The sequence below is a fragment of the Singulisphaera sp. GP187 genome, assembly GCF_900129635.1.
Taxonomy (GTDB): Bacteria; Planctomycetota; Planctomycetia; order Isosphaerales; family Isosphaeraceae; genus Singulisphaera.
In genome coordinates this window covers 1002674-1029477 of sequence record NZ_FSRB01000002.1, presented here as the reverse complement: position 1 = coordinate 1029477, position 26804 = coordinate 1002674, and the positions used below count along the sequence as shown (strand labels likewise).

General features: G+C 62.8%; 24 protein-coding genes and 1 pseudogene. 17 read left to right on the top strand and 8 right to left on the bottom strand.

The window, feature by feature from the left end; genetic code table 11:
* Nucleotides 1-214: 214 nt before the first annotated feature.
* The 8 genes from BUS42_RS44470 to BUS42_RS45490 all read left to right on the top strand — a co-directional run bounded on the left by BUS42_RS44470 (nt 215) and on the right by BUS42_RS45490 (nt 6824).
* The gene (locus BUS42_RS44470; protein ID WP_074306014.1) at nt 215-460 is read left to right on the top strand and encodes a hypothetical protein; all 246 of its coding nucleotides are present in this window, start codon (nt 215-217) and stop codon (nt 458-460) included.
* Nucleotides 457-1422 (top strand): ISAzo13 family transposase, encoded by a 966-nt coding sequence (locus BUS42_RS28575; protein WP_074306208.1) that lies wholly within the window; start codon nt 457-459, stop codon nt 1420-1422. The genes BUS42_RS44470 and BUS42_RS28575 overlap by 4 nt, the downstream gene beginning before the upstream one ends.
* A gap of 195 nt (nt 1423-1617) precedes the next feature.
* Nucleotides 1618-2544, top strand: coding sequence for a hypothetical protein (locus BUS42_RS28570; protein ID WP_074312700.1), 927 nt, complete (start codon nt 1618-1620; stop codon nt 2542-2544).
* 499 nt (nt 2545-3043) lie between these two features.
* Nucleotides 3044-3286, top strand: a complete 243-nt coding sequence (tnpA, locus tag BUS42_RS43160; RefSeq protein ID WP_143206554.1) for an IS66 family insertion sequence element accessory protein TnpA — start codon at nt 3044-3046, stop codon at nt 3284-3286.
* Between the two features lie 43 nt (nt 3287-3329).
* Nucleotides 3330-3992, top strand: a complete 663-nt coding sequence (locus tag BUS42_RS28565) for a transposase (protein WP_074312698.1) — start codon at nt 3330-3332, stop codon at nt 3990-3992.
* Nucleotides 3993-4683: 691 nt separating this feature from the next.
* On the top strand, nt 4684-5781 hold the full coding sequence (locus BUS42_RS28560; protein WP_074312696.1) for a DUF1559 family PulG-like putative transporter: 1098 nt from the start codon (nt 4684-4686) through the stop codon (nt 5779-5781).
* 327 nt (nt 5782-6108) lie between these two features.
* Nucleotides 6109-6312, top strand: coding sequence for a hypothetical protein (locus BUS42_RS28555; RefSeq protein ID WP_074315434.1), 204 nt, complete (start codon nt 6109-6111; stop codon nt 6310-6312).
* Nucleotides 6313-6641: 329 nt separating this feature from the next.
* On the top strand, nt 6642-6824 hold the full coding sequence (locus BUS42_RS45490; RefSeq protein ID WP_074312695.1) for a hypothetical protein: 183 nt from the start codon (nt 6642-6644) through the stop codon (nt 6822-6824).
* Between the two features lie 262 nt (nt 6825-7086).
* Here BUS42_RS45490 and BUS42_RS28545 read toward each other — a convergent pair whose 3' ends face one another.
* From BUS42_RS28545 to BUS42_RS28535, 3 genes are all read right to left on the bottom strand, one after another.
* The gene (locus BUS42_RS28545; protein WP_074306208.1) at nt 7087-8052 is read right to left on the bottom strand and encodes an ISAzo13 family transposase; all 966 of its coding nucleotides are present in this window, start codon (nt 8050-8052) and stop codon (nt 7087-7089) included.
* A complete protein-coding gene (locus BUS42_RS44465; RefSeq protein WP_074306014.1) occupies nt 8049-8294 on the bottom strand; it encodes a hypothetical protein in 246 nt (81 codons plus the stop codon). The genes BUS42_RS28545 and BUS42_RS44465 overlap by 4 nt, the downstream gene beginning before the upstream one ends.
* A gap of 83 nt (nt 8295-8377) precedes the next feature.
* The gene (locus BUS42_RS28535; RefSeq protein ID WP_074312694.1) at nt 8378-8743 is read right to left on the bottom strand and encodes a transposase; all 366 of its coding nucleotides are present in this window, start codon (nt 8741-8743) and stop codon (nt 8378-8380) included.
* Nucleotides 8744-8768: 25 nt separating this feature from the next.
* Between BUS42_RS28535 and tnpA (BUS42_RS28530) the strand changes: the two genes are divergently transcribed.
* The 3 genes from tnpA (BUS42_RS28530) to tnpC are packed head-to-tail and all read left to right on the top strand — an operon-like array spanning nt 8769 to nt 11228.
* Entirely contained in the window at nt 8769-9146 is a 378-nt protein-coding gene (tnpA, locus tag BUS42_RS28530) for an IS66 family insertion sequence element accessory protein TnpA (RefSeq protein WP_074306042.1), read from the top strand.
* Complete coding sequence (gene tnpB, locus BUS42_RS28525) at nt 9140-9526, top strand: IS66 family insertion sequence element accessory protein TnpB (protein WP_074306044.1); 387 nt, start codon at nt 9140-9142, stop codon at nt 9524-9526. Before tnpA (BUS42_RS28530) ends, tnpB begins: the two co-directional genes overlap by 7 nt.
* Before the next feature lie 31 nt (nt 9527-9557).
* Nucleotides 9558-11228: an IS66 family transposase gene (tnpC, locus tag BUS42_RS28520; protein ID WP_074306046.1), complete on the top strand. Its 1671-nt coding sequence runs from the start codon at nt 9558-9560 to the stop codon at nt 11226-11228.
* Between the two features lie 121 nt (nt 11229-11349).
* On the opposite strand, the pseudogene BUS42_RS45485 reads toward tnpC, so the two are convergent.
* From BUS42_RS45485 to BUS42_RS28495, 4 genes and pseudogenes are all read right to left on the bottom strand, one after another.
* Nucleotides 11350-11940: pseudogene (locus tag BUS42_RS45485) on the bottom strand (IS630 family transposase); the annotation flags it as partial.
* A 943-nt stretch (nt 11941-12883) separates the two neighbouring features.
* Nucleotides 12884-15436: a right-handed parallel beta-helix repeat-containing protein gene (locus BUS42_RS28505; protein ID WP_143206552.1), complete on the bottom strand. Its 2553-nt coding sequence runs from the start codon at nt 15434-15436 to the stop codon at nt 12884-12886.
* Between the two features lie 138 nt (nt 15437-15574).
* Nucleotides 15575-16777: a TIGR03032 family protein gene (locus BUS42_RS28500; RefSeq protein WP_074312689.1), complete on the bottom strand. Its 1203-nt coding sequence runs from the start codon at nt 16775-16777 to the stop codon at nt 15575-15577.
* A gap of 592 nt (nt 16778-17369) precedes the next feature.
* A complete protein-coding gene (locus BUS42_RS28495; protein WP_074312687.1) occupies nt 17370-18386 on the bottom strand; it encodes an alcohol dehydrogenase in 1017 nt (338 codons plus the stop codon).
* A 679-nt stretch (nt 18387-19065) separates the two neighbouring features.
* Between BUS42_RS28495 and BUS42_RS28490 the strand changes: the two genes are divergently transcribed.
* Nucleotides 19066-19368, top strand: a complete 303-nt coding sequence (locus tag BUS42_RS28490; RefSeq protein ID WP_074312685.1) for a hypothetical protein — start codon at nt 19066-19068, stop codon at nt 19366-19368.
* Nucleotides 19369-19605: 237 nt separating this feature from the next.
* Here BUS42_RS28490 and BUS42_RS28485 read toward each other — a convergent pair whose 3' ends face one another.
* Nucleotides 19606-20976 (bottom strand): DUF4832 domain-containing protein, encoded by a 1371-nt coding sequence (locus BUS42_RS28485; protein WP_074312683.1) that lies wholly within the window; start codon nt 20974-20976, stop codon nt 19606-19608.
* Between the two features lie 695 nt (nt 20977-21671).
* Here BUS42_RS28485 and BUS42_RS28480 point away from each other — a divergent pair.
* The 5 genes from BUS42_RS28480 (at nt 21672) to BUS42_RS28460 (ending at nt 26794) form a co-directional block, all read left to right on the top strand.
* Nucleotides 21672-24365: a serine/threonine-protein kinase gene (locus BUS42_RS28480; protein ID WP_074312681.1), complete on the top strand. Its 2694-nt coding sequence runs from the start codon at nt 21672-21674 to the stop codon at nt 24363-24365.
* A 185-nt stretch (nt 24366-24550) separates the two neighbouring features.
* On the top strand, nt 24551-25165 hold the full coding sequence (locus tag BUS42_RS28475) for a sigma-70 family RNA polymerase sigma factor (protein WP_074312679.1): 615 nt from the start codon (nt 24551-24553) through the stop codon (nt 25163-25165).
* Nucleotides 25162-25440 (top strand): hypothetical protein, encoded by a 279-nt coding sequence (locus tag BUS42_RS28470; RefSeq protein WP_074312677.1) that lies wholly within the window; start codon nt 25162-25164, stop codon nt 25438-25440. The genes BUS42_RS28475 and BUS42_RS28470 overlap by 4 nt, the downstream gene beginning before the upstream one ends.
* Nucleotides 25437-25664, top strand: coding sequence for a hypothetical protein (locus BUS42_RS28465; RefSeq protein ID WP_074312675.1), 228 nt, complete (start codon nt 25437-25439; stop codon nt 25662-25664). The genes BUS42_RS28470 and BUS42_RS28465 overlap by 4 nt, the downstream gene beginning before the upstream one ends.
* A 74-nt stretch (nt 25665-25738) precedes the next feature.
* Nucleotides 25739-26794: a DUF1559 domain-containing protein gene (locus BUS42_RS28460; protein ID WP_074312673.1), complete on the top strand. Its 1056-nt coding sequence runs from the start codon at nt 25739-25741 to the stop codon at nt 26792-26794.
* The last annotated feature ends 10 nt before the right edge of the window (nt 26795-26804 follow it).

Here is a 26804-nt window from a genome sequence, read left to right as displayed (position 1 = left end):
CACGAATCAAACATGATTGCACCAACATCGATCCGGGGAGGCGGGGTGCTTCATAACCCCGTGGGGGGGGGCTGCTTCGCCGGGTCGAATCCAGAAGGGCGTTAAACGGACTCTTCCTGAGTCAAATTTAGGAATAGGCCGGGGATAACTTCCGTGGTTGGCATCGGTTAGGATGTCAGACCAGATGTTTGGAGGGAGTATACGGGAGGGTCACATGGAAGCCTACACACCGACAGTCCAACGGATGATGAAACGGCTCTTCGGCTCGTTGAAAGAGAACGACCGGCGGCGGTATGCGGCGATCGAGGCCGCGAAGTTGGGGCACGGCGGGGTCGAATACATCGCGGGTGTCCTGGAGTGCGACCCGAAGACGATCCGGTTAGGCCTCGGGGAGTTGGAAGGCGAGGACGACCTGGACACGGGCCGCACTCGCAAAAAAGGGGCGGCCGGAAACGGTTGATCGAGGTCGACTCGGCCATCGAAGCGAACTTTCACAAGGTCCTTGAGGACCACACCGCGGGCGACCCGATGCGACTTGAAGTGAAATGGACCAACTTGTCGCGGCGCCAGATCGCCAAGCGGATGGAGGAATTGGGGACACGCGTCAGTCGCGACATCGTCTCGAAGTTGCTCCGGAAGCATGGTTACCGCAGGCGGAAGGCGGTGAAGAAGAAGACGATGGGGCCGCGCCACCCGGATCGCAACGCCCAGTTCGAGAATATCTCCCGTCTCAAGAAGAGGTACTTGAAGGCCGGCTTGCCGGTAATCAGCATCGACACGAAGAAGAAGGAATTGCTGGGCGATTTCCAACGCGACGGGGTGATCGATACTCAAGAAACGATCGTGGTCAACGACCATGACTTCGGGAGCATGGGCTCGGGTACTGTGATCCCGCACGGGATCTACGACGTGGGGCGGAACCTTGGATTCGTCCACCTCAACACCAGCCACGACACCAGCGAACTGGCCTGTGACAGCATTGCGGCTTGGTGGGAATACCACGGTCGGTTGGCCTATCCCGGGGCAAAGAAACTGCTGGTGCTGTGCGACGGCGGAGGTAGCAATAGTGCGTCGAGATATGTATTCAAGGAGCAACTTCAGAAGTTGGCGAATCGGCTGGGCATCGAGATCCGAATCGCCCATTACCCGCCGTACTGCTCGAAGTACAACCCGATCGAGCACCGCCTCTTCCCGCACGTGACGCGGGCCTGCCGCGGGGTGATCTTTCGAACGTTGGAGACGGTCCAGTACTACATCTCCAAGACCGAGACTGCCACGGGCTTGAAGGTGGCAGTGCGAATCCTTGAGAAGGTGTATCAGACCGGCATGAAGTGCGCCGAGGGATTCAAGGAGGGCATGAAAATTGTCTTCGACAAAGTCCTGCCCAAATGGAACTACCGGGCTCTCCCCAAACCAGCATGAAAACGGGAAGTTATTCCCGGCCTATTCCTTAGTTGCCACAATCTGAGGAGATAGTGCGAGGACGCATTGACGCTTTCGGACCTTGTCGTTTAGAAAGCACAGCCGCACGTTCCGCGTTGCGGATGCTAACGCTCCTTGTGATTCAGGGTATACAGGGAAACCAAAAATCTATTCCGCTATCGAAAAGGGGTTCGAATGATGCGTGCAGTACCATGCCTGTTTGCTACGGTCGTTTTCTCGCACCTCCTCACAATCGGCGTTCCTTCCAGAGCAGCCGAAGTACTATCGGCCGGCGATCTGATCAGTTTGGCGCCGCGCATCAGCAGTTCGGACGAGAAATGCAAGAGCATTGAAATTGGCGGCTACCTCAAAGAAAAAGACGATTTTTACATGCGGTTCCAAGCGTTCTATCAATCGCCCGACCAATTCGCCTTCTTTCTCCAAGACGCGGCAGATGGAACTCCGATCTTGTATTCATGCAATCATAAAGTCCTTCTTTATGATCCGGTTAGCTATTCTGTGCTGCTTAGCAATGACACCAACATTGAATTCTCTATAATGCAAATTATGGACAAATTTGAGTTATCTGGTGATTTGATCCACACAAGCAAGCCTTGCAAGCTGTCATTCGATATCAAGTCGTTGCTTGGCGGATCCGTAAGGTCTAGCAAGGTGGACCTAGTTGGGAATGGGAAATATCGCCTGACACAGATAACCGAGAGAGGAAACTCTTTGGTTGCTTCAGTTGATATGTCCGTGGCATGCCCATTTCAAAAACTTGAAATTATTGACAATAAACAACATTTTACACCAATTTGTATCGATAAAATTTTATTAAATACACCTGTTGTTCGAGATCCCTTTAGGTTTCCTTCCAAGGAAACATTGGCCGAGAGAATCACTGTACGGGAATGGCCAAGCAATGGGTTAGTCGAGAAACTGACTGGGTGGGCCTTAATGATGAGGGCCTGCTCGATACGCGTGGGTGCTAGGGATTCTGAGTTACGCCAAACTCTCAGGTTTCCTGGGTTTTCGACAGTTGATTGGGAAAAGGTCAAAGAGAACGACAAGAAGTTCTCGAGGGCACTCAGAGAGCTTCTCGCCCCGATCCCCCTGAAATGAATCACCCAACTTCCAGAGTCTACAGCAAAGTTGCCGGACTCGATTGGCGGTTCGCTCGTCCAGGATCGGCTCACCGAGCGGGGAACCCGCTCAATGACTCGAAAGCGTCACAGAGGCCAAGGGCGCCCCAGAGGCCAGGCACTTCAGCAACAGCAAGGACATGCATTGCGATCTAGATCCTGGCATCAGAATTTGGTAGATTTCTTGGAATCACTAAATTTGACTTTTGCCGTTTTGACGACCTTGTCGTGCCAGCGCGCACGCTGATCCGAGGAGACCCCTTGCGACGGCGTCTCGGACCGGGCTTTTGAGCTTGGCAAGCGGCTTGGCGGAGGTTCAGGCCGCGGGGGCGAGGCCGTTGAGCAGGAGTTGCCGGAATCCGGGCGTGAGCTTTTGGAACACCGCGCGATCACCAGGGATCGCCAAAACCGTGTGCGTCCGGTGAACCCCTTCTTGTGGCCCATGCTACGATCGGAGCATGGCCGAAAGGGGGTGAACGATGGGCCGAGTGGCAGGATCGAGAAACGGGCGGGAGCCGTACTGGCGGCTGGTTCTGGCCCGGTGGAAGCGGAGTGGACTGTCGGTCCGGGCGTTCTGCCTGGCCGAGGGCGTGAGTGCGCCGTCGTTTTATTGGTGGCGGAGGGAACTTCAGCGGCGCGACCAGCCCAAGCCCGCGTTTCTTCCTGTGCATGTGCTCGCCGACAAGGCTGAGTCGCCCGCCGGGAAAAAAATGGGGACATAGCACTTTATTGACAGCAGACGCCACGGCGATTATCGTGTGTGGCATGCCGCGAACCGCTCGTGCCTCCGTCGCTGGCCTCTGGTATCACGTCCTGAATCGGGGCAACCGCCGCGAGGCCGTCTTCCACAAGCCCGGCGATTACGACGCCTTCGTCCAGGCGATGGCTGACGCAGGGAGCCGCGTACCGGTGGACTTGCTCGGGTATTGTCTGATGCCCAACCATTTTCACCTCCTCGTGAGGCCCCATGGCGATGGTGACCTCGGCCGTTGGATGCAATGGCTGCTGACGGCGCACGCACGCCGTTATCATCGCCATTACGGCACCACGGGCCACGTCTGGCAGGGGCGATTCAAAGCCTTCCCCGTCCAGGACGACGGCCATCTCGTCACGGTGCTCCGCTACGTCGAACGCAACGCATTGCGTGCCGAACTGGTCGCGCACGCCGAGGACTGGAAGTGGTCGAGTCTGCCCGGTTGGCAGCGTGGCGATCCGTGGTTGTGGAAGGGCGAGGTGTCGGTCCGGGACGAGGGGTGGCTGGAGCGGGTCAACGAACCCCTCTCCGTCGGCGACCTCGAACGGTTGCGGCACTCGGTATCCCGAGGCCGACCTTATGGTGGGGAATCATGGACCCGGGAGACGGCGATCCGGCTGGGACTGGAGTCGTGCTTGCGTCCCCGGGGGCGTCCCCGGAAGGAGCAGGCATAAATCGCTATGTCCCCCTTTTTTCTCCGAAATCGAAACATCCCTAGTTCTTAATGCGGACTACGCAAGCTGGATAATTTTATCCCTGTGAGCCAATACATAATTTGCCATACTACCAACACAACGGCAATATTAACACATTGCGTTGATTCCACTTGTGTCATGGGAACATGATCCCACAGAGTGATGACCGGCCGAGGGCCCGAATCACGTCGAATGTCCCCGTGGCGCAAAACCGTGGTCAAAGCGTGGCGCTCTGTCCGACCACCAACCTCGGATCCGGCGGTGTGGGGTCACTCCCCTGATGTGACAAGTGTAATCCGTAGCGACAGAGATGGTCCACCGTCCCCCAGTTCGTCCCCAAAACTGACCAAACTGCCAGTAGGCCTGGCCGAGACGGGGCCACTTCGTCCCCAGGCTGCCCGCCCTCGTTTTGACCGTCTCCTAACATGGCTGTCTTTTCGACCCTCCAAGAGTAAATCCTCGGGGACTCCGACGTCTTCGAACCCGTGGAGGACGTTGACCTTAGGAGTGATTCTCCTCCTAGTTTCTTCAGAGCACCCTTGACCTGGGCGGCCAAGCATTATCTAACATTAGATTGACGGGACCATCCCTTTCTCAGAGCCGGTCCCGCGACTCTCTATCGTGCGAACATCTCGTTTATCACGTCTCCTTCCAGGAAGGAACTACGCGCATGAGTCTCCCTGCCTTGCGTCGGCGCTCGGGATTCACTCTCATCGAGCTCCTCGTGGTCATCGCCATCATCGCGGTCCTGATCGCCCTCCTCCTGCCGGCCGTGCAGGCGGCCCGGGAGGCCGCCCGCCGCGCCCAGTGCGTCAACAACCTCAAGCAGATCGGTCTGGGGCTCCATAACTATGTGTCTACGCACAATAGCTTCCCGCCGCTGGCGGGCAACATGTGGGAAACTGGTCCTGCGAAACCCGCCATGGGCGATTGGCCGCTGGGCTGGGCCGCGTCGCTGATGCCGAGTATGGAGCAGCAGCAGCTGGCCAACGCGGCGAACTACTCGTTCGGCGCGAACGCGACGGAGAATTACCAGACGGTCTGCCGGGCGCGGGTGGCGACGTTCATCTGCCCGTCGGAGAGCGTAGGCACGGGGCCATGGCTCGCGTCCTCCTGGACAAACTACTGCGCCAATGCCGGCGGACCGGCGTCGATGTCGACCTGGAGCGGTATCATCATTCCAATGAAGGAAGAGCCCGGGAAGACAAGGGTGGGAACGAACTACCCCAACAACTGCAGGACGATCGGCCTCGAGGGCGTGATCGACGGCACGTCGAACACTGTGGCGTTCAGCGAGCGGCTGGTCGGCATCGGGCCTAACGATGTTACGGTCACCCGCGGCTCAGCGGATGCGAGGCGGGTCACCTTCGGCCCCGTGCCGACCGTCTCGGCCGACTCGGGAGGCAGCGCGCAGGCCATGGCGTTCGTCCAGGCCTGCCGCGGACTGCCCGCCACCACCTCCACCGCCGGACAGACGAACAACTCCTGGATCGCCGGCGCGGTCTGGGCGGGCTCGCATGCCAACACCCTTCGGTTTAACAGCTACACCCACGTCAACACGCCCAACGGCATCTCGTGCATGGCCGAGAACTATCCGCCGGGTCAGGCCATCGACGCCATCACCGTGGGGAGCAACCATTCCGGCGGCGTCAACGCCTGCATGGCCGACGGCTCCGTCCGGTTCTTCAAGGACACGATCGCGATCTCGACCTGGTGGGCGGTGGGCACCCGGGCCGGCGGCGAGATCGTCAGCTCCGACTCGTTGTGAGTCGACGTCTGTTTTGTCGAGATGCGGGAAACGCTCGCGACGCGAAACCTTTCTCCCCTTGCGGGAGAAGCGGGCCGAAGGCCGGATGAGGAGTACGACCTGAGACCTTCGGATCGGAAGGCGGGACGTGCCCGGGCCGATGATGAGATCCCGCGGCGGTCGACCCCTCATCCGCCCCCGTGGGGCAACTTCTCCCTCAACGGGAGAAGGTCGTCGTTCGAGCCCTCCTTGCGACTCTCCAACAGAATCATCGACGCCCCGAAGGCCGGTCATGCGAAACGCCCGGCCTATCCCTTACTGTTTGACAAACGCGAAGAGGATTGCTTCATGTCTTTCGTGCGAATGATGTCGGTCGGCCTCGTTCTGGCGGTCTTCTTTGCCCTCCCCGGCTGCGGCGGCGAGGGTGGCGGTAAGACTGCGCCGACGGTCGATGAGACCCGCCCGGACGCTGGTCTGGAGGCCTCGAAGAAGCTCCAGCAGATGCAGCCGCCCCCGCGGCCCGGCGCAGCCGGCAAGAACGCCCGCCACTAAGCTCGACTTGTGCAGTTCTGAGTCCGCCTCGGGCGGTACGACGAGAGGCTAAACAGACTTCTCGACGCGCACCGCCCGAGGCGGACTCATGCCCATTCCACCCGAGACTCCCGCGGATTCCGGGACGCCTTCGCCCCGATCTTCACCCGGCCCACCTTCCGCCGATTCCTAACCCTGCTGGGGCGTCGACATGGGGACATCCCTGACAGCAAGGACATGTATTGCACTCTGGACCCTGGCATCAGAATCTGGGAAAATCCTCAGATTCACCCAGGAGACTCAGCAATAACGATCGCTCTCGCTCATCTCGTCGACCCCGACGTCACGCGATGGGGGCGTGTCGAGCACTCAAAGCCGCCGAGGCGGGGAGCGTGGCCGCCCAGGCGCTATCCTCCGGCCTGGTGAAGTCACACTGGCTCTGCCCGATCGAGGATCGCCGCGGCTTGGACTCGACGCGTGAGGGGATGGTCGAAGGCTTCACGCTGGGGAACGACCTGTTGCTCATTCGATGACACGGGCCAACTGTTCCGGGAAGGCAAGGCGTCGATCTCGGGGGAGTTGCCCGGGGTACTCGCTCGGCTGTTGAAGCGGAGTCATGGCTGGTTGCTGGGGCGCTACTTCGCTTCGAGTCAACCGCGGTTGCGTGAGGTGGCCGACCGCCTGGGACTGCTCCACCTCCGTTTCGACGATTCAATTTCACTCAGGCCAGCGTTACAATGCATGTCCTTGCTGTTCCGCGTTGCTAAGGAATAGGCCGGGAATAACTTCCCGTTTTCATGCTGGTTTGGGGAGAGCCCGGTAGTTCCATTTGGGCAGGACTTTGTCGAAGACAATTTTCATGCCCTCCTTGAATCCCTCGGCGCACTTCATGCCGGTCTGATACACCTTCTCAAGGATTCGCACTGCCACCTTCAAGCCCGTGGCAGTCTCGGTCTTGGAGATGTAGTACTGGACCGTCTCCAACGTTCGAAAGATCACCCCGCGGCAGGCCCGCGTCACGTGCGGGAAGAGGCGGTGCTCGATCGGGTTGTACTTCGAGCAGTACGGCGGGTAATGGGCGATTCGGATCTCGATGCCCAGCCGATTCGCCAACTTCTGAAGTTGCTCCTTGAATACATATCTCGACGCACTATTGCTACCTCCGCCGTCGCACAGCACCAGCAGTTTCTTTGCCCCGGGATAGGCCAACCGACCGTGGTATTCCCACCAAGCCGCAATGCTGTCACAGGCCAGTTCGCTGGTGTCGTGGCTGGTGTTGAGGTGGACGAATCCAAGGTTCCGCCCCACGTCGTAGATCCCGTGCGGGATCACAGTACCCGAGCCCATGCTCCCGAAGTCATGGTCGTTGACCACGATCGTTTCTTGAGTATCGATCACCCCGTCGCGTTGGAAATCGCCCAGCAATTCCTTCTTCTTCGTGTCGATGCTGATTACCGGCAAGCCGGCCTTCAAGTACCTCTTCTTGAGACGGGAGATATTCTCGAACTGGGCGTTGCGATCCGGGTGGCGCGGCCCCATCGTCTTCTTCTTCACCGCCTTCCGCCTGCGGTAACCATGCTTCCGGAGCAACTTCGAGACGATGTCGCGACTGACGCGTGTCCCCAATTCCTCCATCCGCTTGGCGATCTGGCGCCGCGACAAGTTGGTCCATTTCACTTCAAGTCGCATCGGGTCGCCCGCGGTGTGGTCCTCAAGGACCTTGTGAAAGTTCGCTTCGATGGCCGAGTCGACCTCGATCAACCGTTTCCGGCCGCCCCTTTTTTGCGAGTGCGGCCCGTGTCCAGGTCGTCCTCGCCTTCCAACTCCCCGAGGCCTAACCGGATCGTCTTCGGGTCGCACTCCAGGACACCCGCGATGTATTCGACCCCGCCGTGCCCCAACTTCGCGGCCTCGATCGCCGCATACCGCCGCCGGTCGTTCTCTTTCAACGAGCCGAAGAGCCGTTTCATCATCCGTTGGACTGTCGGTGTGTAGGCTTCCATGTGACCCTCCCGTATACTCCCTCCAAACATCTGGTCTGACATCCTAACCGATGCCAACCACGGAAGTTATCCCCGGCCTATTCCTAAGCGGCCGGACGGAATCTTTTTGGAGTTTTTGATGGAAGGTGCTCGCCGTAGTTGGAGAACCCAGTCTCCACGGCGTTCCGCAATTCACAGCGTGTCGGAAAGCTCCGTTGAGGGATCTCCTGATGCTTCACCTGTCGGAACACCGACTCGATCAGGTTCAACTCCGGACTATACGGCGGCAGGTAGTAGAGATAGATTCCCGATGCCGCCAACTCCTGACGGGCCTGTCGGATCACCGCGCTCGTGTGGAAGCTGGCATTGTCCAGTACCACGACACGCGGGCGACTCGACCATGGCAACGCCTTCGTAAGCGCTCGAAATAGCCAGTCTTGTGCCGCCTGATAGCCTGGAAGACGGACCATTTTGTTCGTCCTCCGGAGTCAGAAGATGCCACGTGCCGCCAATCCTGCCCTCCCAGTCCTCTGGCGTCGGCGACTGCAACAGCAGTCCGACAGCGGTCTCACCATCGGCCAGTTCTGCCACGGCCAAGGGATCTCGACCGCGTCTTTCCACGCTTGGAAGCGACGCCTCGCCTCGGATTCGCCTGGCCCTGTCCCCTCTCCGGCTCGCGAACCGGCATTCGTGCCGGTCATCCTCGCCGCCGCCCCCGAGTCGCGATCCGGCGATTCCGCTGAATTCCTCACCATCCGACTCCCCGACGGCGGACGAATCCTCCTGCCCATCGCCGCGGGCGACGAACTCGTCTGCCGGGTCGTCGAGACCGTCGCCCGCGTCGCGGCGAGGATGGAGGACACCTCATGTTGAGCGTCCCACACACCGTGCGGATCCTCCTTCACGCCGACTCCGTCGACCTCAGAAAAAGCTTTGACGGGCTCTCGGGAATCGTCAGCCAAGCCTTCCCTCAGGAGGAGCTCCTCTCCGGCCATCTCTTCCTCTTCCTGAATCGCCGACGTGATCGCATCAAGATCCTCTACTGGAATGTCGATGGCCTGGCGATCTGGTACTATCGCCTCGAAGCCGGCTCGTTCCAGGTCCCCCTCCGGCCCTCCTCCGACGCCCCGATCGAACTCCGGTCCGCCCAACTCGCCATGCTCCTGGGCGGCATCGACCTGGGGAACGCCCAGCAACGAAAACGATACCGGAGGCCTGAGAAAAACAGGGAGAATCCCGGGAAAACCACTTGAAATCAGAGGTGAGCATGCGATAATTCAAGTGATGACTATTCCTCTCGGTCGAAATGCCCAATCCGGCCCCGAATCGCCCGCGTCGCCGCCAGTCTCTGGCGACGCGGCCCCTCCCGTCGATGCGATGCAGCAACGGATCCAGGACCTGCTCGCCGCACTCGATCAAGCCACCAGGGCCAATGAGGAGTTGGCGCAAGAGAACGACCGCCTGCGCCAGGAGTTGGAGCGGTACCGCCGCTATGTCTACGGGCGACGTAGCGAACGATGCGACGATCCCGGACAAGGTCATCTCTTCGCGTTCGGCGAGGACCTCGAGGTGACTCCCGAGGCCGAACCGGAGGCCCCGACGCCGGCCGCTCCGAGGAAGTCCCGGCCATCGCGGACGCTGGATTTCAGCCGCCTGCCCCAGGTCCGCATCGAACATGACGTGCCCGAGGCGGACAAGACTTGCTCATGCTGCGGCCGGTCCAAGGCACGCATCGGCGAGGATGAGCGGCGTGAGCTCGAATTCATCCCGGCTCGCCTGGAGGTCCGGGTCCACGTCCTTCCCAAGTACGCGTGCTCGCACTGCCACGACGGTGTGAAAAGCCCCGACGGACCGGAGCGGCCGCTCCCGGGGTGCATCGCGGGAGCGGGTCTGCTTTCGCAATTGCTGATTTCCAAGTTTATCGATCACTTGACCCTGTACCGCTTCGAGGACATCTCGGTTCGCTACGGTTTGCACCTGCCGCGTGCGACGCTGTGCGATTGGGTCCGCAAGGCCGCCGAGTTGATGGGGCCGCTCTACGACCTCCAGAAGCAGCTCGTGCTCCAATCTCCGGTGATCTGGACCGATGACACCCCCGTCAAGGCGCTGGGCGGCGAGGCTCCCGGGAGCCTGACGACACGGTTCTGGCTCTATCATGGGGACGAGGATCATTCCTACGACGTGTACGACCATACGGCGAGTCGCAAACGCGACGGGCCGGCGACGTTCCTCGCCGGCTTCGCGGGTTATCTTCAGGCTGACGCATATGCCGGATATGACGGACTCTATCTCGGGTCGCCTTCGGCGATCCTTGAAGTCGCTTGCTGGGCGCACGCCCGCCGCAAGTTCTACGATGCGCGGTCGTCGTCGCCGGGGAACGCGGGTTTGATCCTGGAAGCGATCCGCCGGTTATACGACGTGGAGGATCGCGCCCGAGGGTTGTCCGTTGAGGCGAGACAGGCCCTGCGTGCGCAAGAAGCGGTGCCGATCCTGGAACGGCTTCGAGGGGACCTCGATCGGCTTGCGGACCAGTCGCTGCCGAAATCGGCGTTGGGCCAGGCTCTGACCTATGCGCGGAATCAGTGGAAGGCGTTGTGCCGCTACACCGAGGACGGCCGGCTGACGATCGACAACAACGTGGCGGAGCGTCGCCTCCGCGACCAAGCCATCGGCCGGAAGAATTGGTTGTTCCTGGGGAATGTGGATGCGGGACCGCGAGCGGCGGTGTTGAGCACGATAGTGGCAGGGGCGAAGCGTCATCGTCTGGAGCCGTGGGCCTACGTCAAGGACGTGCTGATGACGCTGAGCGTGGCCCCGGAACGAGTCGAGGACCTCTTGCCCGATCGGTGGGCTCGGAACCATCCGGGACACGTGCTGACGCATCGCCTGGAGGAATCACGTGAGCGGGCACGGCGTCGCGACGCAAAACGAGCGGATCGTCGCAAGCGGAAGTGATCCAAGGGCGGTCCGATGCGCGGAGTGACGGGAGTGCCAATCGCGGCCTCCCCCCTGGGAATCTCGAGCGCTTACACGCCTTCAAGAATCCAAGCAGGTCATACGAATCCCAGGTCCGCTCGGCCGTGAACACCTCCAGCCGTGGCGTGCGGCCATAGGGCCGATAGGCGGCCATCGCGTTGACCCGGCGCCGTTGCGAAGCCTCGTAGCGGATGAACTTGCGCTGCTTGGGCAACGACCAGCTATAGCCGACCGGCAGGGTGGGAGCGAAGCCGCACTCGTCGAGGAAGTAGAGCGTCAAATCCCCGTTGTCCGCCTTCGCCTTGAGGTTGTCCAGGATGTGGCCGGCTCGCTCCACTTTGACCGGATCCTGCTTATGCTTCAGGGTCCAGGCCGTGCGGTGGTAACTGGCCTGGATTCGCTTGAGGTGGCGGCGGACCTGCTTGGAACCCAGGACGATCCCCTGCTCGGCGAGAGCTTGACTGAGTTGCCGACTGGTCCAGGTTCGCTCCTCGGCAAGCAACCGCCTCAACTCGTCGGCCACACGGTCGCGATTGGCGAGGTTGGGGGCGGGTCCCGAGCGGAAGGGATACAGCGCCTCGAGGCCGCGGGCGAGGAACGCCCGGAGGACGTCGCGAACGGTCTGGCCACAGACCCCCAGGTGGATGGCAATGCGAGGGGCCGACCAGCCCGCGTCGGAGAGGAGGATCATTTCGACACGATCACGGACCCGCGGCGGAATCGGGTTCCGGCGCAAGGCTTGGAGTTCATCACGGGTTGCGTCGTCAATTGGTGTGCGAATCATACTGAATTATAGGGGGACCGAGTCCACCCGCTTAGACATCGCGTGCTGAGCGGCGACGGACTTGGGCTCTCGTCCCAAGTTCACATAGACCGATGTATCCCGAACCAATTCGAAGGTTCCCATGGACCCTGCTTGGGACGAATTTAGGCGACGACAACGTGCGTTCTGGTTGGCGATCCTTCTATGTCCACCATGGTTCGCATTCGGATCGTTGCTATGCGACTTCATCGCCCGCTTTGGATTAAATTATGACATCCTTTTCATATTAATTGCCGCCCTGCCGGCGTTGGGCAATATCATGGTCGCTCATTGGAGGAAATTGTTTTGGCCCTGCCCAAATTGCGGGCGTCCCTTTCATCTCACCTGGTTCTACGGCAATTTGATGGCCCGTGAGTGCGTCCATTGCGATCTACGAAAGTGGGCACCGGTCAAGGCTAAGACAATCAAATCCATCTCGCTGGATCAGTGGAATCCGGTAGCGGACGAGTACTTCGATAAGTAATCGTTCACGACCCTGCTGACGGTCCGCACATCTCGCCCGGGGCGTTGAAATGGGGACGCCCCTCATTCTTGACGCAGTCTGCGCAAATCAGATAAACTCATTCCTGTGAGACACTATGCAATATCCCAGATTGACCAAATGACGGCATTATTGACGAATGCCCCCTTTTCGACCTCACCTCATGAACGGTGAAAGACACTAGCGGCCTCCGGTCCCCGTCGATTCTGCGGTGGGTTCTCTACCTAAAATAGCGCACCGGCCGGGATATGGCCAACAGGCTCCCTGGCGGCCCGCGGCGCGATCCGGTGGCGCCGTTGCCAGCGTCACCGCCCGCGGTCCGACCGGGCCTCATCGAGGCAGTAGTGTCGCCGCGCGGCGGCTGAACAGCCCGCGGGCGACGGGGGAGAAGTTGTGGCCAATGGTGACGCGGGCCAGCGCCAGCTTGCCGAGGTTGGCGATACCGCCGCCGACGCGGGCGTGGTTGCCGCCGATGATGACATTGGTGAGCCGCGCCCGGCCCGTGTTGAACAGGCCACCGCCGAAGCCACGGGCGGAGTTGTTGCGGATAATGACGCCGGACAGCACCAGCGTGCCGCCGTCGTTGCGCAGGCCGCCGCCGTGGTCGGCCCGGCCTCCGGCGATCGTCAGCCCCGACAGCGCCGCCGACCCAGCCTGGACGTCGAAGACCCGACTCCGGCCGTCGCCCTTGATCGTCAGCCGCCTCGCCCTTGGACCGTGGATCGTCGTGGTCGCCGGATCGGTCAGCACCAGCGGGCCGGCGAGAAGCCGGATCGTTCGGAGTGACTTGCCGAAGAAGTCGGCCGGGGTGAAGGTGATGGTGTCGGGGCCGGGGTGACTGTTGGCGTACGCGATTGCCTCGCGCAAGCTGGTCAGGCCGTCGAACGCGTCCACCACGTCCTGGTAGTCCGTCACCACCAGGCTGGGCGCCTCGGAATTGGCCAGGGCGAAGCGAGCCGACGCGGCGCCGGCGGCGGTCGCGGTGACGGTGTACGCGCCGCGCGTGGCGTTGGCGATGGCGGTCGCGCCGGCCTGGCCGTTGGCAATGATCACCGTGGCGGCCGAGAGCGTGGCGGAGGCGCCGGCCGCCGGCGCAACGAAGAGGACGACGCCGCCGTCGACCGGCTCGACCGGATTGTTGGCCTTCACGGTGACGATCAGCGGGTGGGCGAACTCCTTTCCGACGACGGCCGATTGCGGGCTGCTGCCGGCGACCGGCGTGAGGATGAAACCGCCGCTCTGGAAGGCTCCGATATCGCTACGCCCGGATCGCCCCTGGCCGCGCTGATCGGTCAGAATCTTTCCGACGGGTACGCCATTGCCGATGGCCGGGCTGCCGGGCAGAAGGGCCATGGTCTGGGTCGGTCCGCCGTAATTGCCCAACGTTGCCAGACGGGGATTGAGCGGGTTGGTGCGCGTGCCCGTGGTGAAGTCGGAGGATTGCCAACCATCGCTTCCGCTGTCGACCACACCAATCAAGTTGCCGCCAAGAGAGGAGACGGTGGCATAGACGTCGGGGCCGGCGTCGGAGCCCTGATTGGAAGCCGTGTTCCCGGCGACGATGTTGTTTTGCAGGTTCACCGTGCCGGTATGATAGTTATACACGCCACCGCCGTAGGTGGCCGAGTTCTGGCTAAAGGTGCAGAACACCAGGGTGGCCGAGTAGCCGTCGTTGTACAGGCCGCCGCCGTAATAGCCAGGGCCGGCGGAGTTCTTGAAGACAGTACAGTTGGTGATCGTCGCCGTGCAGTAATAGTTGTACAGGCCGCCGCCGTACTGGCCAGCAGTGTTGCCGCTGAACGTGCTCGAGGTCAGCGTGGCGGTGCCGTGGCTGGAGAGCAATCCACCACCGCCGCCGGAGCGTGCCTCGTTGCCACTGACGGTGCAATTCACCAGGCTCACACTGATGCCGCCACTGTACAGGCCGCCGCCGCTCGCGCTGGAGGTGTTGCCGCTGACGGTGCAGTCCGTCAAGTTCAAGACACCGCCAATATATTCCCCCTCCGCGACACTGAAGGCGCCGGCCCCCCGGTTGGCCGAGTTGTTACTGATGGTACATCCCTGGAGATTCAGCGTACCTTCACTGTAGAAACCGCCGCCGTCACCGTCAGAGGCGGTGCCGTTGCCGCTGATGGTGCAGGCGGTCATGTTCACCGTCTTGGCCAGCACATTGAAGACGCCACCGCCTTTTTCGGCGGCGCTATTTCGTTCGATTATGCAGTTGGTCAGGTCCGCCACATTACCGTTGTAGAGGCCGCCCCCCCCTCCCGCATTGGGACCCACGCTATCCATCGCGAGGTTGCCGCTTATCGTACAATTGGTCATCGTCAGCTTGCCGCCCGAGCCGTTGGCAATGCCGCCGCCATGGGGGGACTGGCTGTTGCTGATGGTGCATCCGGTCAGAGCTGCGGTGCCCAAGTTCAAGATGCTGCCGCCGGCATTTTGGGCGACGTTGTTACTGAAGTCGCAGTTGGTCACCGTCGCTGTCGCGCTGAAACCAATGAACAGGCCAGCGCCGCCATAAGCGACAAAGTCAGGATCATATCCGTCGGTGATTTCAAGGTTGGAAATCGAGGCGGTCACGCCGGTCAAGACCGAGAGTACGTTATTGACATTGCCATCGTTGCCGCTGACCCTCACTTTCACCATCGGGCCCTGGATCGTTTCCGACCAACTCTGGTTGGTCAATTCGAGGCCGGAAGTCCTGCCTTGGGTCAGCGTAATCGTCTGAGGTGTGTTGAATAGGGGAGAGAACTCGATCGTGCTGGACTCGGAGGCCGCATTCGCCTGGCCGACCGCCCAGCGCAGCGTGCCGTCACTGCCGTCGTCGGTCGTTTTCGTGACGGTGAACAGCGAGAGCAGTTGGCGTTCCTCGAGCGCCATCAACGTCGGTCGTTGCCGTCGACGTTGCCGACCTTCGAGCGTTCCCCTCACGGCCTTCGGCGGATTCTGCGCCAAATGGAAACTCATCGTTATGCCTTGTGACTGGAGTTGAACAACATTGATGGAGGAAAACCTGTCTCACACGCTCCTGAACGTCCCGCGTGGCACACTCCTGCGCTCGGCTGATCCCGCCGCACCAAGGGTCGCTTGCGCCGGCCCGCGCAGAAACGCCGGCACGTTGGCGAGCACCGCATCGGGCACCACGAATGAGTTGGCCAGCAGCTTCGCGTCGTCGTTGATCAGTTCCGGGTATCGTCGGCCCGGTAGAACCGTCAGGGCGAAGACCTCCTGCACGGCGGTATCGAAACGCAAGAGCGCAACGACCTGGCCATTCCTCAGGTCGATCGCGCAGACCCCGCAGGTCCGCTCGTCGGCGGGCAGTCGCTCGGTGATCGGGATGCCGCTAAAGACAGCGCTCTCCCGCACCTGAGAGAGGCCGACGAAGGCGAGGTTGCCGACGAAGTCGACCCCCCGTGTGAAGCCCGGCACCTCGGCGATCGGCTCGTACTTGCCGGTTGTCATGTCGATCGTGCCAAGCGTCCCCGTGCCCGATTCGCAGACCCAGAGCCGGCCGCCATGCCAACGCGGCGAGTGGGGCATCGACAAGCCACGGGTGATCACCTCGCCCGAGGCGACATCCATCACGATGCCGCCTTTGGACTTGTTCGCGCGCCAGCCCGACGGCTCGTCAGTCTCGCCAAGCGCCGTGACATAGCGTGGGCGGCCGTCGACCATGGCCAGGCCATTGAGGTGGCAGCGGTCGGACGGCTCCAGCGCCGTGATGAACGGCGGTTGCCACTGCGGCGTGAAACTGGCCGAGCGGTCGAGCGTGCAGAGGCAGGAGAACCGGGTGTTGACAACCCAGAGTGCCCCATCGGCGTCCCAGGCCATCTCGTGCCCCTGGATGTTGCCCGTGTGGTGGCTGGCGCGGGGCAGGAAGCAGGCGTCGTGCCGGCCGGGCGGGTCGAGCTTGGAGGCCACCGCCGGAACATCGACGTATTCATGCACTTGAACTAGTGTGCCGATGGCCAGCCGGCCACCGTCGAGGGCGAGACCCATCGGGGCGTGGAAGAGGCGGAAGTGAGCGTTGAGGTGGTCTCCCTCTTCGCGGACGATCACCAGCTTGCCGGCTTGGTAGGTGGTTACCAGCAGAGACACGCCCAACTGCCGCAGCAATGCGGGGAAGTTCGTCGTGTGCACGGCCCGTAGCGGCTCCAGGGACTCCGGCGCGGGGGGGCCGAGTTCGGACGTCCGGCTGTTGAATGAGTCGCGTGCGGCCATCGCGTTTTCCCGGGGGACACCCTCGTCCTCTGGTAGGCATGACTGCAGGACACCCCCTGCGACCCGACGCTGCCGGCGCTGACCTGCTGCCGTCTCGGTGAGGCGAAGCTGGGCTTTGGGGGAGCAATCGGAAAAGGGCAACCTCGGGGCGGACTACCACCGCCAACCTCGTTCACCCTACGGAAGCAAGCATTGTAGTTGCGATGCATGCGAGAAGGATAGGGTATCACGCCGGCAAAATAGGCAATTTGTCCGTCGGCTTCCTTCACCTTGGTGATGAAGTTGCGGGGCAGGGCGGGGGGCTTCAATGCGTCCCTGCCGAAAGTCCTCAAACGTGGCAGGCTGGCTAGCGTGGCCAGTTCGATCATGGAGGTGCCGAATGACCTGGAATCTCGCCGATGCGAAGAACCGACGCTCCGAGGTGGTGAACCTCGCCTTGAGCGAAGGTCCGCCCCCGAAACACGAAGCATTTCGAGGCGTGGGGAGCCCTGATTATCGACCCTTGGCAAGGAACGTAATCGTGGAAAGCCTGGACACGTAATGCGATTCCAAGATCACAATGCGTGTCCTTGCTCAAACGATTCGCTTTGGCCTACTCCCCGATTGTCAGGACGACCCGAAACCGCGCCTTGCCGCTCATCATGCGGTCGTAGGCCTCGGCAACCTTTTCCAGCGGGAAGGTCTCGTTCATCGAGCGCACACCGGCCATCACGCTGAACGCCAGCGTATCCTGCGAGTCGATCGAGGTCCCGGAATACCAACCCTTGACGGAACGGCACCCCGAGAGCAAGAGCAGGGGCGAGACCTGCATCGACTCGGCCGCCCCGATGACGAGCAACGTCCCGTTCGCCGCGATGCCGCCCTGGACTGCGCTCATCGCCTCGCCGTTGGTCACCGTCGCCAGGATGGCCTTGGCCCCGCCCAGCTTGTTGAGCTCCTCCGCCGGGTCCTGCGAAAGGCTGTCGATGTAGACCGACGCGCCCAGCTGACGGGCGAGCGGCTCCTTCTCCTTCCCCCGCGCGATGCCGACCGTGCGGAAGCCCATCTTCGCGGCATACTGGACGCCGAGATGTCCGAGGCCGCCCAGCCCGAGAACGGCAACGACATCGCCCGCACGCGCCCCGCTATTTCGCAGGGCGTTGAACGTGGTCAGGCCGGCGCACATCAGTGGCGCAGCTTCGACAGCCGGCAAGTCGGCGGGCATGAGCGCGACCGCGCTGGCGGGGGCGATCAGGTATTCCCCATAGCCACCGTCATAGGTGATGCCGGTGACCTGGCCCCGCACGCAGGCAAAGAACTCCCCGCGGCGGCAGTGATCGCAATAACCGCAATAGCCGCCGTTCCATCCGACTCCCACCCTCTGGCCCGCCGCCCATCCCGGGACACCGGGGCCGACCGCGTCGATCACCCCGGCGACCTCATGCCCGGGAACCCGTGGATACTGGATCCCCGGCAATAGCCCTTCCTTGGTGATCGAATCACTGTGGCAGATTCCGCAAGCCTGCACCTTGATCCGCACCGTCCCCGCTCCTGGCTCGGGGATCGGTCTTTCCACGATCTCGAAGGAGCCCTTGGGGCTCGAGACCTGCGCGACACGCATCATCGCCATGCTGATTCCCTCCGCGGTCCGCCTCTTTGGGATCGGTTCAGTTGCTTCACTCTCCGGCCATCCTACTCCGGTGACGTGGCCGGGGATAGTGCCGGTCGTTGGGCCGTCAGGTCGCTCGATTTCCCCGCTCAGCCCCGCAAACAGGCCGTATCAAGGGAATCTGAACACGGCGCATCGCCTCTCATACGGAATGACCGTTTTCCTTCGGGACTCTCCGCAATTCCGCATACGGCCCCAAGGAGTGGGGCCAGGAGCAGAGAAACAACAACAATATTGACGACTGCACAATTTTATGTCACACGTTCAATGATGATTCGCAAAAACAAGGGATAGCCTGTATGCATCACAACTCTTGCCACAAAGGTGGCATGGCTCGAAGCCGTCGACGCACATGCTCATTTCCCTATTCAAGTAACATCCTCACTATCAGCCCCTCGACGTAGCGGTCGCGACAAGGTTTTCCGACGCTTGGGCGACTGCTACGTGCAATGGCTGTTTCTGGGGATTGCTGAATGTCGGCATCCCCAAGCCGTAGCACGGCCTGGAGGCTCACGCCCGCGGAAGATCCCGACCCGCCTCTTGCCTTCCGGCCGGGCTGGAGGTGCAAGCGGTTCCTCCGCGATGGCACGGCATGCGGACGTTCCGCCAGATCCAGATAGAGACCCGAAAGGAGCCTGCCATGCCCACGTCCGCGCGAAGTGCCCGATTGAAGTCGATCCTTGGCCGCTCGGCCATGGTCATCCTTGTCACGATCCTTGGGTTGATCGGCGGACTCGCCGTCGGCGGCTACCGGGCCATGACGGTGGTGAACACACTCCCCCCGGCTCCGGGGACGATGGGCTTCGAGTCTGCCGGGTTCGCGCCCTTCGTCATTTTCGCGATCGACCTCGCCGTCGGGGCCGTGGGCGGGGCGATCTTCGGTCTGCTCATCGGCGTGGCAGGCGCGATCCTGTGGCCGCGCCGATCCAGCCCCGGAAAATGAGGAATGAGGAGATCGAGGCCCGCGGCCTGGAACAAGCTGACTTGCGCCCCGCCCCGATCCGTGCTACCCGTGGCCGATGGACCGAGGAGCAGGAGGACGCGAGACGCTTCGGCGTCATGGTGTCGAGCATTTCCGGGAACTGGGCCGGAAAAGGCTTCGCCTCGTTCACCGCCCGAGATTTCGCCGGGTTCGTCGACCGCGAGCTGCCCGACGGCCTTGTGTCCCCCTTAGCAATCGTCAGCGGATCTCCACGTCCTCGGCCAGAACGTTCCAGCCGGATTGCTCGATGAAGCGGATGTCTTCATTGGCCAGCCGGATGGCATACCGGCCGTCGTCCCGGAGACCCGGCGACGGGTCCGCCAGGTGCAGCGACAGCGTCCAAGGGCCACGGGGAGCGTCTGGCGGCAGGCGCAGCTCGCAACCGACGCGGATCGCCACACCCGGGTCCCAGCGCCGGGGGTCCGCGTCGGCAATAGCCCGGTATTGGGTGTCTCCCCGGCTCAGCACCATCGCGACCTCGCGCGGCAGGACGGGTGCGGCGAAACCGACATTCCTCAGTTCCAACTCGATGCGAATGGGCTCGCCCGGCATGACCGCCAGGTAGCGCAGCCGATCCGCCACCAGCCGATAGCCGAGCCGTCGCTCGATGTGGCTGAATGCGTTCTCGCCAAGGTGCTCGGCTTTTCGCCAGCCGTCGAGCGTCCCCCGGTGATACGCACTGTTCAGATACGTGGTGTGCAGTTGCTCCAGCTCTCGAACCACCTGCTCGATGGGCGTCCTCGCCGAACTGGGGACCGTCTCGCCGCCGAACGGCGTGTAACGCCCCTGGTTCTCGCACCAGCGGAGCTCGCGGTCCCGATCCCAGCCCCGCTCCGCGTAGGTCCCCATGTCCGTCGGCAGGCTCAGGAGCGCGTCGTTATGCCAGCCGGTCCTCGAGAGCAACACCCCCTTCGAGGCGGTCTCGGCCGTCAGGTCGGGTTCGCCGGCGAACAGGTCGCGGATGAACATCGGCCGCCGGACCTGCACCGCGACTGGTGACGGAACCGCCTCGAACAAGCCGAAGAGCACAGCACGGCGTGCCTCCAGCGACGGGGTCTCGCCGTGGTTGGATCCATGCCATTCCCCCCAGGGGCCGAGGAATCCTGCCTGGACTGCGAAGAGAACGTCGCGATCCGCCGCGAAGACCGTCCCGAGCTGCTTGATATGGCCCTGGATCCGCCCCAGGTCCTTGGGGTCGGCCTGGTAATCCCGCCCGGTGAAGCCGTACGCGGCGCGGAAGATCACCTTCAGCCCGTTCTCCCTGGCTTTGGAGAAGGCGAGCCGCAACTCGGCGAGCTTCTCCGGGCTGAGCTCACGGTCCTTGAAATCCCGCAGGTCCATCTCGACGAGGAGCAGCGTGATCCCGCGTGCCCGCAGCCCCTCCAGCCCGTCCATACGTTCGCTCATCCTGGGCGCATAAAAGCCGCGTTCCGGGTTCGCGATGGCCGTGCGGCTCTCCCGGTAACGGACTTCCTTCGTGCCGACGGACTCCTGAGCCTCCGTCGTCCCGAACTGGGTCACCAGCCAGAGACAGGCAATCACTCCGAGTCGCGTCAGTAAGCCGAGCATGTCGACCTCCCTTTTGAGGTTTCCGTCCTCGAGATCAGTGAGGTTCAGGTACGAACCCGCGCGTCCTGGTCTTACCGCCGGGCCCGTCAGAAAAACAGGGCTGGACGTGCCGTGATCGGGCCCCCATTTCTTGCTCGTCTCCTCAGGCCGTTGCGAGGTCATCATATAAGACCTGAGCTGAGACCGACCGGCCTATTTTTCTTCTCAAACGGATTTTGAAAAACCGATCCTTCGCGTCACTCGCTGGTGATTCCACGGAAATCTGGGCGGTCGGCCATCTCTCGCTTGAGTTTTCTGGCAATTCTCCTCGAGAGACCGATGTGCCACTATCTCGATCAAATTAGCAGGAAATGATCCTTGACGAGTTGGAGGACGGAACGAAAGATAGATCATCGAGTCACTCATCCGCGGGAGAGCGGGCCCTTTTTTTGCCGATATGGGGAGCGAGAGGTCTGGTCAAATGGGCTTGAAGATGGATATCCTCGAGAGGGTTTGAGATCCCCTGCCAGGGATTTTTGGGACGCATTGCTCTTATCTCCACCTCTCCCGATCGCTTCTCTCCCGGCCGGACGGTTCCCTCCCCCGGACTGGCTGCTGTTCCTCGTCGTCGATTGCGAGCCGATCTCGCCGGGCGGGCTTGATTGAGCACGCTCGGATCCTCGTTTGCCGGGGTCGATCCCGCGTGAGTCTCCGCGATGCCGCATCCTGAGAACCATGATGACGTCGAGGTCGCGTCCTGGCACGCTCGAGCCCCGCGCCACTCCGTCGGCCAGCCTTTGGATTCGTCGCCCTCGGGCGGCACTCGTTCGAGCCTCTCGGGGTCGCCTGCCGATCTTGCAGCCCTTGACCCGGTGCTTGTCGATCTGGTGGAGGAGGCGACGAAGCGGATCCTCGGGGGTGAGACGATCGACATCGAGAAGATCGTCGAGGAGCATCCGGCCTGGGCCGAGATGCTCCGGAGCCTGCTGCCGGCGATGCGAAGCCTGGCCGAGCTTGCGGAGGGCGGCGGTGAGGACTTTCCGGAGGCCGGGAGGGACGAGGAAGGGCGTACGGTCTTCGGCAACTTCCGGATCCTCCGCGAAGTGGGCCGAGGAGGGATGGGCGTCGTCTACGAGGCCGAGCAAGTGGCCCTCAAGCGCCGGGTCGCCTTGAAGATTCTGCCCCAGGCCTCGGCGATGGATCCCCGCGCCTTGCAGCGATTTCAGCTTGAAGCGCAAGTGGCCGGCTGGCTCCAACACCCCCGGATCGTCCCGGTGCATGATGTGGGCCTGGTCCACGGCGTCCCCTATTACGCGATGCAATTCATCGAGGGGGGGAGCCTGGCCGACCTGGTCGGCGAGCTCCGCCACCTGGTCGATGGCCACAGCGAGGTGGCCGCGAGTCACTCTTCCTCCGAGGGACTCAGCACCGTTGCGGCGGGGCTACTCTCGGGGCGCCTGGCCCCGCTCCGGCGCGAGCCCGAGGGGAGCCGTCACGGTTCGCAACCCGCCCGCGGATCGGACCATTCCGACGCTTCGGGAGGGCCGTCACTACGCAGTCGCGCCTTTCTCCGCGCAGTCGCCGGCTTGGGGGTGCAGGCGGCCGAGGCGCTCGGCTACGCGCACGACCAAGGGGTCGTTCACCGCGACATCAAGCCGGCCAACCTCCTCGTCGACCTGCGCGGCGAGCTCTGGGTGGCCGACTTCGGGATGGCCGACGTCCAGGGGGACGCCGGCCTCACCGTCACGGGTGACTTGCCCGGCACGCTGCGCTACATGAGCCCCGAGCAGGCTCTCGGCAAACGGGCGTTGGTTGACCGCCGCACCGACATCTACTCGTTGGGCGCGACTCTTTACGAGCTCTTGACGTTGCGACCCGCCATCACGGGCGACGATCGCCAGGAGATTTTCCGGAGGATCGCCGAGGAGGAGCCGACGCCGCTCCGGCGTCTGAACCCCGCTGTCCCGTTCGACCTGGCGACGATCATCGCCAAGGCGATGGCGAAGGACCCATCGAATCGATACGAGACGGCCTGGCACCTCGCCGAGGACCTCGGTCGGTTCCTCGATGGCCGGCCGATCGTCGCGCGTCCGGTCGGACCGCTGGCGCGGTCGTGGCGCTGGTGCCGGCGCAAGCCGATTCAGGCGGGGCTCGTCGCGGCCCTCGGGCTGGCGATAGTCGTCGGCTTCGCCGGCATCACCTGGAACTGGCGCGAGGCCGTACGGCAGAAGCGACTCATGCTCGTCGCCGAGCAAGAGGCCCGAGGCGAGGCCGCCAAGGCCGCGGCCATCAACCGGTTCCTGATCGAGGGCCTGCTCGATCGAGCGGAGCCCGCGAGTAACCCCGCCGCGAACCGCCTGACGCTATCGGAAGCTCTGGACCGCGCCGCGGCGAAGGTCGGCTCGTCGTTCGCCGGCCAGTCCGAGATCGAGGCGACGATTCAGCTTGCCGTCGGCCGCGCCTATCACGGCCTCGGCGAGTATTTCAAGAGCGAGTCCCACTATCGCGCGGCTCACAAGCTTTTCGAACGCCTGGGTGATCGCGATCGGGCGGACCGGCTCGAAGCGGCGTCGGGGCTCGGCCATCTGCTCTCGCACCTCGGCCGCTGGGACGAGGCCCGGACGCTCCTCACCCGGTCCCTGGCCGAGGCACGCCGCACGCTCGGGCATTCGCACGCAACCTCGTTGCGAACCGCCGAGTACCTCGCGGAGGTCCACCGGACCCAGGGGCGGCTCCAGGAAGCGGAGTCGCTCTATCGGAGTTCCCTCGGAGCCGCGCGTCTCGCCTCGAAACCTGATCCGGACATCATGTTCTCCGCCCGCTTCAACTTGGGCGACGTCTTCCTCCAGGAAGGTCGGTTCGACGAGGCCGAGACGCTCTACCGGGGCCTGGTCGACGAGCAGCGGCGCAGCAAGGGACCGGAGCACCCGAGCACGCTGACGACGCTCAACAACCTCGGCGTTTCCTTCGAGAAGCAGAAAAAGTACGCCGAGGCGGAACAGATCTTCCGCGAGTCGCTCGCCACCGACCGCAAAATCCTCGGCGCCCGCCATCCCGACACCGTGACCGCCCTCTACAACCTGGGCCACGTGCTGAACCAGCAAGGGCGGTTCGAGGAAGCGGAGCCTCTGTTCCGCCAGAGCCTTGAGGCGCGGCGACAGTCTCTCGGCACCGAGCATCCTTCCACCCTCTACGTCGCCAGCAGCCTCGCCGCCCTCCTCCGGACCCGAGGCCGGCTCGACGAGGCCGAGACGCTGCTCCGGCGCTGTCTCGACGCCCAGCGCCGCGTTCTGGGACCAGAGCATCGCCATACATTGCTCTCGGCCGCCCGGCTCGACGATCTGCTCAAGGACCGATCCCACCACACACATCCCGACTCAACACAACCGACGGGAGTGGCAGATCCCTGAGCCCCTTTTTGTTTTCGCTCGCCGCCCTCCCGTGTCGTGATCACGCCCCCCGTCCTCGAACTCGGCGAGACGGCGGCCAGAGCGCGAGCATGAAATCACTGTGTTGCTTTGGGTGAGAAAATCGAGAAATTTCTCGCGTATCCTTTTTCGCGCGATCACGGGGTCTGTGGGTAGGAGGATCGCCGATGACCGAGACAACCCGGGTCGTTCAAAAGCTGATCGACCAAGCCCTCCGAGGAGACGCTGACGCTCGTCAGGAGCTGCTGGAGCTCTATCGCCAGAACCTGAGGCGGATGGTTGCGTTCCGCCTCGATCGTCGGCTCGCCTCCCGGGTCGATCCCTCAGACGTCGTCCAGGAGACCTTGGCCGACGCCTCGACGCGGATGGACGAATACCTGCGTGACCGGCCGCTCCCCTTTCTCGGCTGGCTGCGCCAGCTCGCCAGCGAGCGCGTGATCGACACCCACCGGCGGCACATCGTCTCGCAGCGCAGGAGCATTACCCGGGAGGACCGGATTGGCGGGTGGCTCGATGATTCGACTCGGGCGCTCACACGCCGATTCCTGGCAAACGACACAAGCCCGAGCAATCGGCTCTCGCGCAAAGAGCGGCGCGACCAGGTCATGGCGGCGCTGGCCGCCCTCTCGTCGCGTGATCGCGAGGTGTTGGTGATGCGCTACCTCGAGCAGCTCGGCGCGGCCGAGATTGCCGAGACGCTCGGGATCACCGAAGGGGCGGTGAAAGCGCGTCTGCTCCGCGCCTTGATCCACACGCGGAGCTTGCTGGAGGCGAAAGGATGATCGATCGAGGCGGTCCGAGCGTTCCCCCGACCCCCTACGGAGATTCCCGACTCGCCGAACTCACCGAGGAGATCACGCGTCGTCTCCTGGCAGGAGAAGCGTTCGACGCGGAAGCCTACGTCGCCCAGCACCCCGACTGCGCCGGGCCGATTCGCGACTTGCTGCCGACGATGCATCACCTGGTCGAACTCGCCCGAATCGTGGCTTGCGAGCGTCCCGAGGGTCCCCGATCAGACCAATCGCACTCGCTGATAAGGAAAGATCCACTCCCATGAAGAATCGCAACATCCGGTTCTGCCGATCCGTCATCCTTGGGCTGAGCATCGGTGTCTCGCTCGTCGCCGGAGCCGGGTGCGGCGGCGACGATACCGTCCGAGGCGCCGGGTCGATTGACGTCCCGAAGCCGGCCGGGTTTGTCATTCCGGAGAAGGCGGCCGCCCGACGCGGCAATGGCAACGGCAACGGCAAGACCGCCAGCATCCCCTCCCGCGCCCAGTGACAGGCCGGAGTTCCCACCGTCCCTGCCTCTCTCAACCATCCATCCCTCATTTCAATGAGTTTGAGGATCTGGACATGCACTCCGAAAACCCCCGCCTTCCGAGTCGTCGAAGTCGAGGTTTTACGCTCATCGAGCTCCTGGTCGTCATCGCGATCATCGCCGTCCTGATCGCGCTCTTGCTCCCCGCCGTCCAGGCGGCGCGCGAGGCCGCCCGCCGTGCCCAGTGCACCAACAACCTGAAGCAGATCGCCCTGGCGGCCAGCAGCTACGAAGCCGCCAACGGCGTCTATCCGCCGGCCATGCTCTTCAACTTCCCGAGCATCGGATTCTCGTCACTGGTCCGCATCTGCCCCTACCTGGAGCAGAATGCAATCTACAACGCGACGAACTTCACGCTCTCCTATTTCTTCCCCGATAACTACACGGTTGGCGGCACCGGTTTCTCGACGCTCTTCTGCCCCAGCGATCCCTCCGCCTTCAAGTCGAACCCCATCCCGTACGGACCGCCGAATTTCCTGCAGTTTCACAACCACTACTCGGGCAACGTGGGCCCTTGGAACGCCTTCGGCGCTGTCCAGGGGCCGTCGGGCCTCACGACCGACCCGCAATTGTCCAGCTACGCGCGCGGCGTGATCATCGCAGGGGGACCGATCACCATCGCCTCCGTGACCGACGGCACGAGCAACACGCTCATGTATTCCGAGAACGGGCACGGCGTCTTCACGACCGGGTCTCAAAGCTACCTGCACCAGTGGCACGTGGGCCAGCCGAGCGACTGGTGCCTCGAGACCCGGTTTCCGCCCAACTGGGGCCGGCGCTATTCCGACCCGGCCAACGATCCGGGCAACAACGCACTCGCCCAGTGGGCGACCTTCGATGCCATGAGCTTCCATCCCGGTGGGGTGAACGCCGCCTTCTGCGATGGCTCGGTCCACTTCCTCAAGGACTCGATCGACTCGTGGACCATCCCCTCGCCCCAGGTCAACGGCATGCCGGCCGGAGCGAGCCGGACCCCGGCGTCGAATGGCTCCGACTACGGGCTCACCCTCGCGACGGGATCGAAGCTCGGCGTCTACCAGAAACTTTCGACCCGCAACGGCGGCGAAGTGCTCAGCGCCGATCAGTATTGATTGAACACCG

What these genes read in the sequence shown, in the direction of transcription:
- tnpC (WP_074306046.1), top strand. Translation starts at nt 9,558, where the DNA reads ATGACTATTCCTCTCGGTCGAAATGCCCAATCCGGCCCCGAATCGCCC.
- BUS42_RS28495 (WP_074312687.1), bottom strand. Translation starts at nt 18,386, where the DNA reads ATGGCGATGATGCGTGTCGCGCAGGTCTCGAGCCCCAAGGGCTCCTTC.
- BUS42_RS44470 (WP_074306014.1), top strand. Translation starts at nt 215, where the DNA reads ATGGAAGCCTACACACCGACAGTCCAACGGATGATGAAACGGCTCTTC.
- BUS42_RS28490 (WP_074312685.1), top strand. Translation starts at nt 19,066, where the DNA reads ATGCCCACGTCCGCGCGAAGTGCCCGATTGAAGTCGATCCTTGGCCGC.
- BUS42_RS28565 (WP_074312698.1), top strand. Translation starts at nt 3,330, where the DNA reads ATGCCGCGAACCGCTCGTGCCTCCGTCGCTGGCCTCTGGTATCACGTC.
- BUS42_RS28470 (WP_074312677.1), top strand. Translation starts at nt 25,162, where the DNA reads ATGATCGATCGAGGCGGTCCGAGCGTTCCCCCGACCCCCTACGGAGAT.
- BUS42_RS28505 (WP_143206552.1), bottom strand. Translation starts at nt 15,436, where the DNA reads ATGGCGCTCGAGGAACGCCAACTGCTCTCGCTGTTCACCGTCACGAAA.
- tnpA (WP_143206554.1), top strand. Translation starts at nt 3,044, where the DNA reads ATGGGCCGAGTGGCAGGATCGAGAAACGGGCGGGAGCCGTACTGGCGG.
- BUS42_RS28560 (WP_074312696.1), top strand. Translation starts at nt 4,684, where the DNA reads ATGAGTCTCCCTGCCTTGCGTCGGCGCTCGGGATTCACTCTCATCGAG.
- BUS42_RS28460 (WP_074312673.1), top strand. Translation starts at nt 25,739, where the DNA reads ATGCACTCCGAAAACCCCCGCCTTCCGAGTCGTCGAAGTCGAGGTTTT.
- BUS42_RS28500 (WP_074312689.1), bottom strand. Translation starts at nt 16,777, where the DNA reads ATGGCCGCACGCGACTCATTCAACAGCCGGACGTCCGAACTCGGCCCC.
- BUS42_RS28475 (WP_074312679.1), top strand. Translation starts at nt 24,551, where the DNA reads ATGACCGAGACAACCCGGGTCGTTCAAAAGCTGATCGACCAAGCCCTC.
- BUS42_RS44465 (WP_074306014.1), bottom strand. Translation starts at nt 8,294, where the DNA reads ATGGAAGCCTACACACCGACAGTCCAACGGATGATGAAACGGCTCTTC.
- BUS42_RS28555 (WP_074315434.1), top strand. Translation starts at nt 6,109, where the DNA reads ATGTCTTTCGTGCGAATGATGTCGGTCGGCCTCGTTCTGGCGGTCTTC.
- BUS42_RS28535 (WP_074312694.1), bottom strand. Translation starts at nt 8,743, where the DNA reads ATGGTCCGTCTTCCAGGCTATCAGGCGGCACAAGACTGGCTATTTCGA.
- tnpB (WP_074306044.1), top strand. Translation starts at nt 9,140, where the DNA reads ATGTTGAGCGTCCCACACACCGTGCGGATCCTCCTTCACGCCGACTCC.
- tnpA (WP_074306042.1), top strand. Translation starts at nt 8,769, where the DNA reads ATGCCACGTGCCGCCAATCCTGCCCTCCCAGTCCTCTGGCGTCGGCGA.
- BUS42_RS45490 (WP_074312695.1), top strand. Translation starts at nt 6,642, where the DNA reads ATGGGGGCGTGTCGAGCACTCAAAGCCGCCGAGGCGGGGAGCGTGGCC.
- BUS42_RS28465 (WP_074312675.1), top strand. Translation starts at nt 25,437, where the DNA reads ATGAAGAATCGCAACATCCGGTTCTGCCGATCCGTCATCCTTGGGCTG.
- BUS42_RS28570 (WP_074312700.1), top strand. Translation starts at nt 1,618, where the DNA reads ATGATGCGTGCAGTACCATGCCTGTTTGCTACGGTCGTTTTCTCGCAC.
- BUS42_RS28480 (WP_074312681.1), top strand. Translation starts at nt 21,672, where the DNA reads ATGCCGCATCCTGAGAACCATGATGACGTCGAGGTCGCGTCCTGGCAC.
- BUS42_RS28485 (WP_074312683.1), bottom strand. Translation starts at nt 20,976, where the DNA reads ATGCTCGGCTTACTGACGCGACTCGGAGTGATTGCCTGTCTCTGGCTG.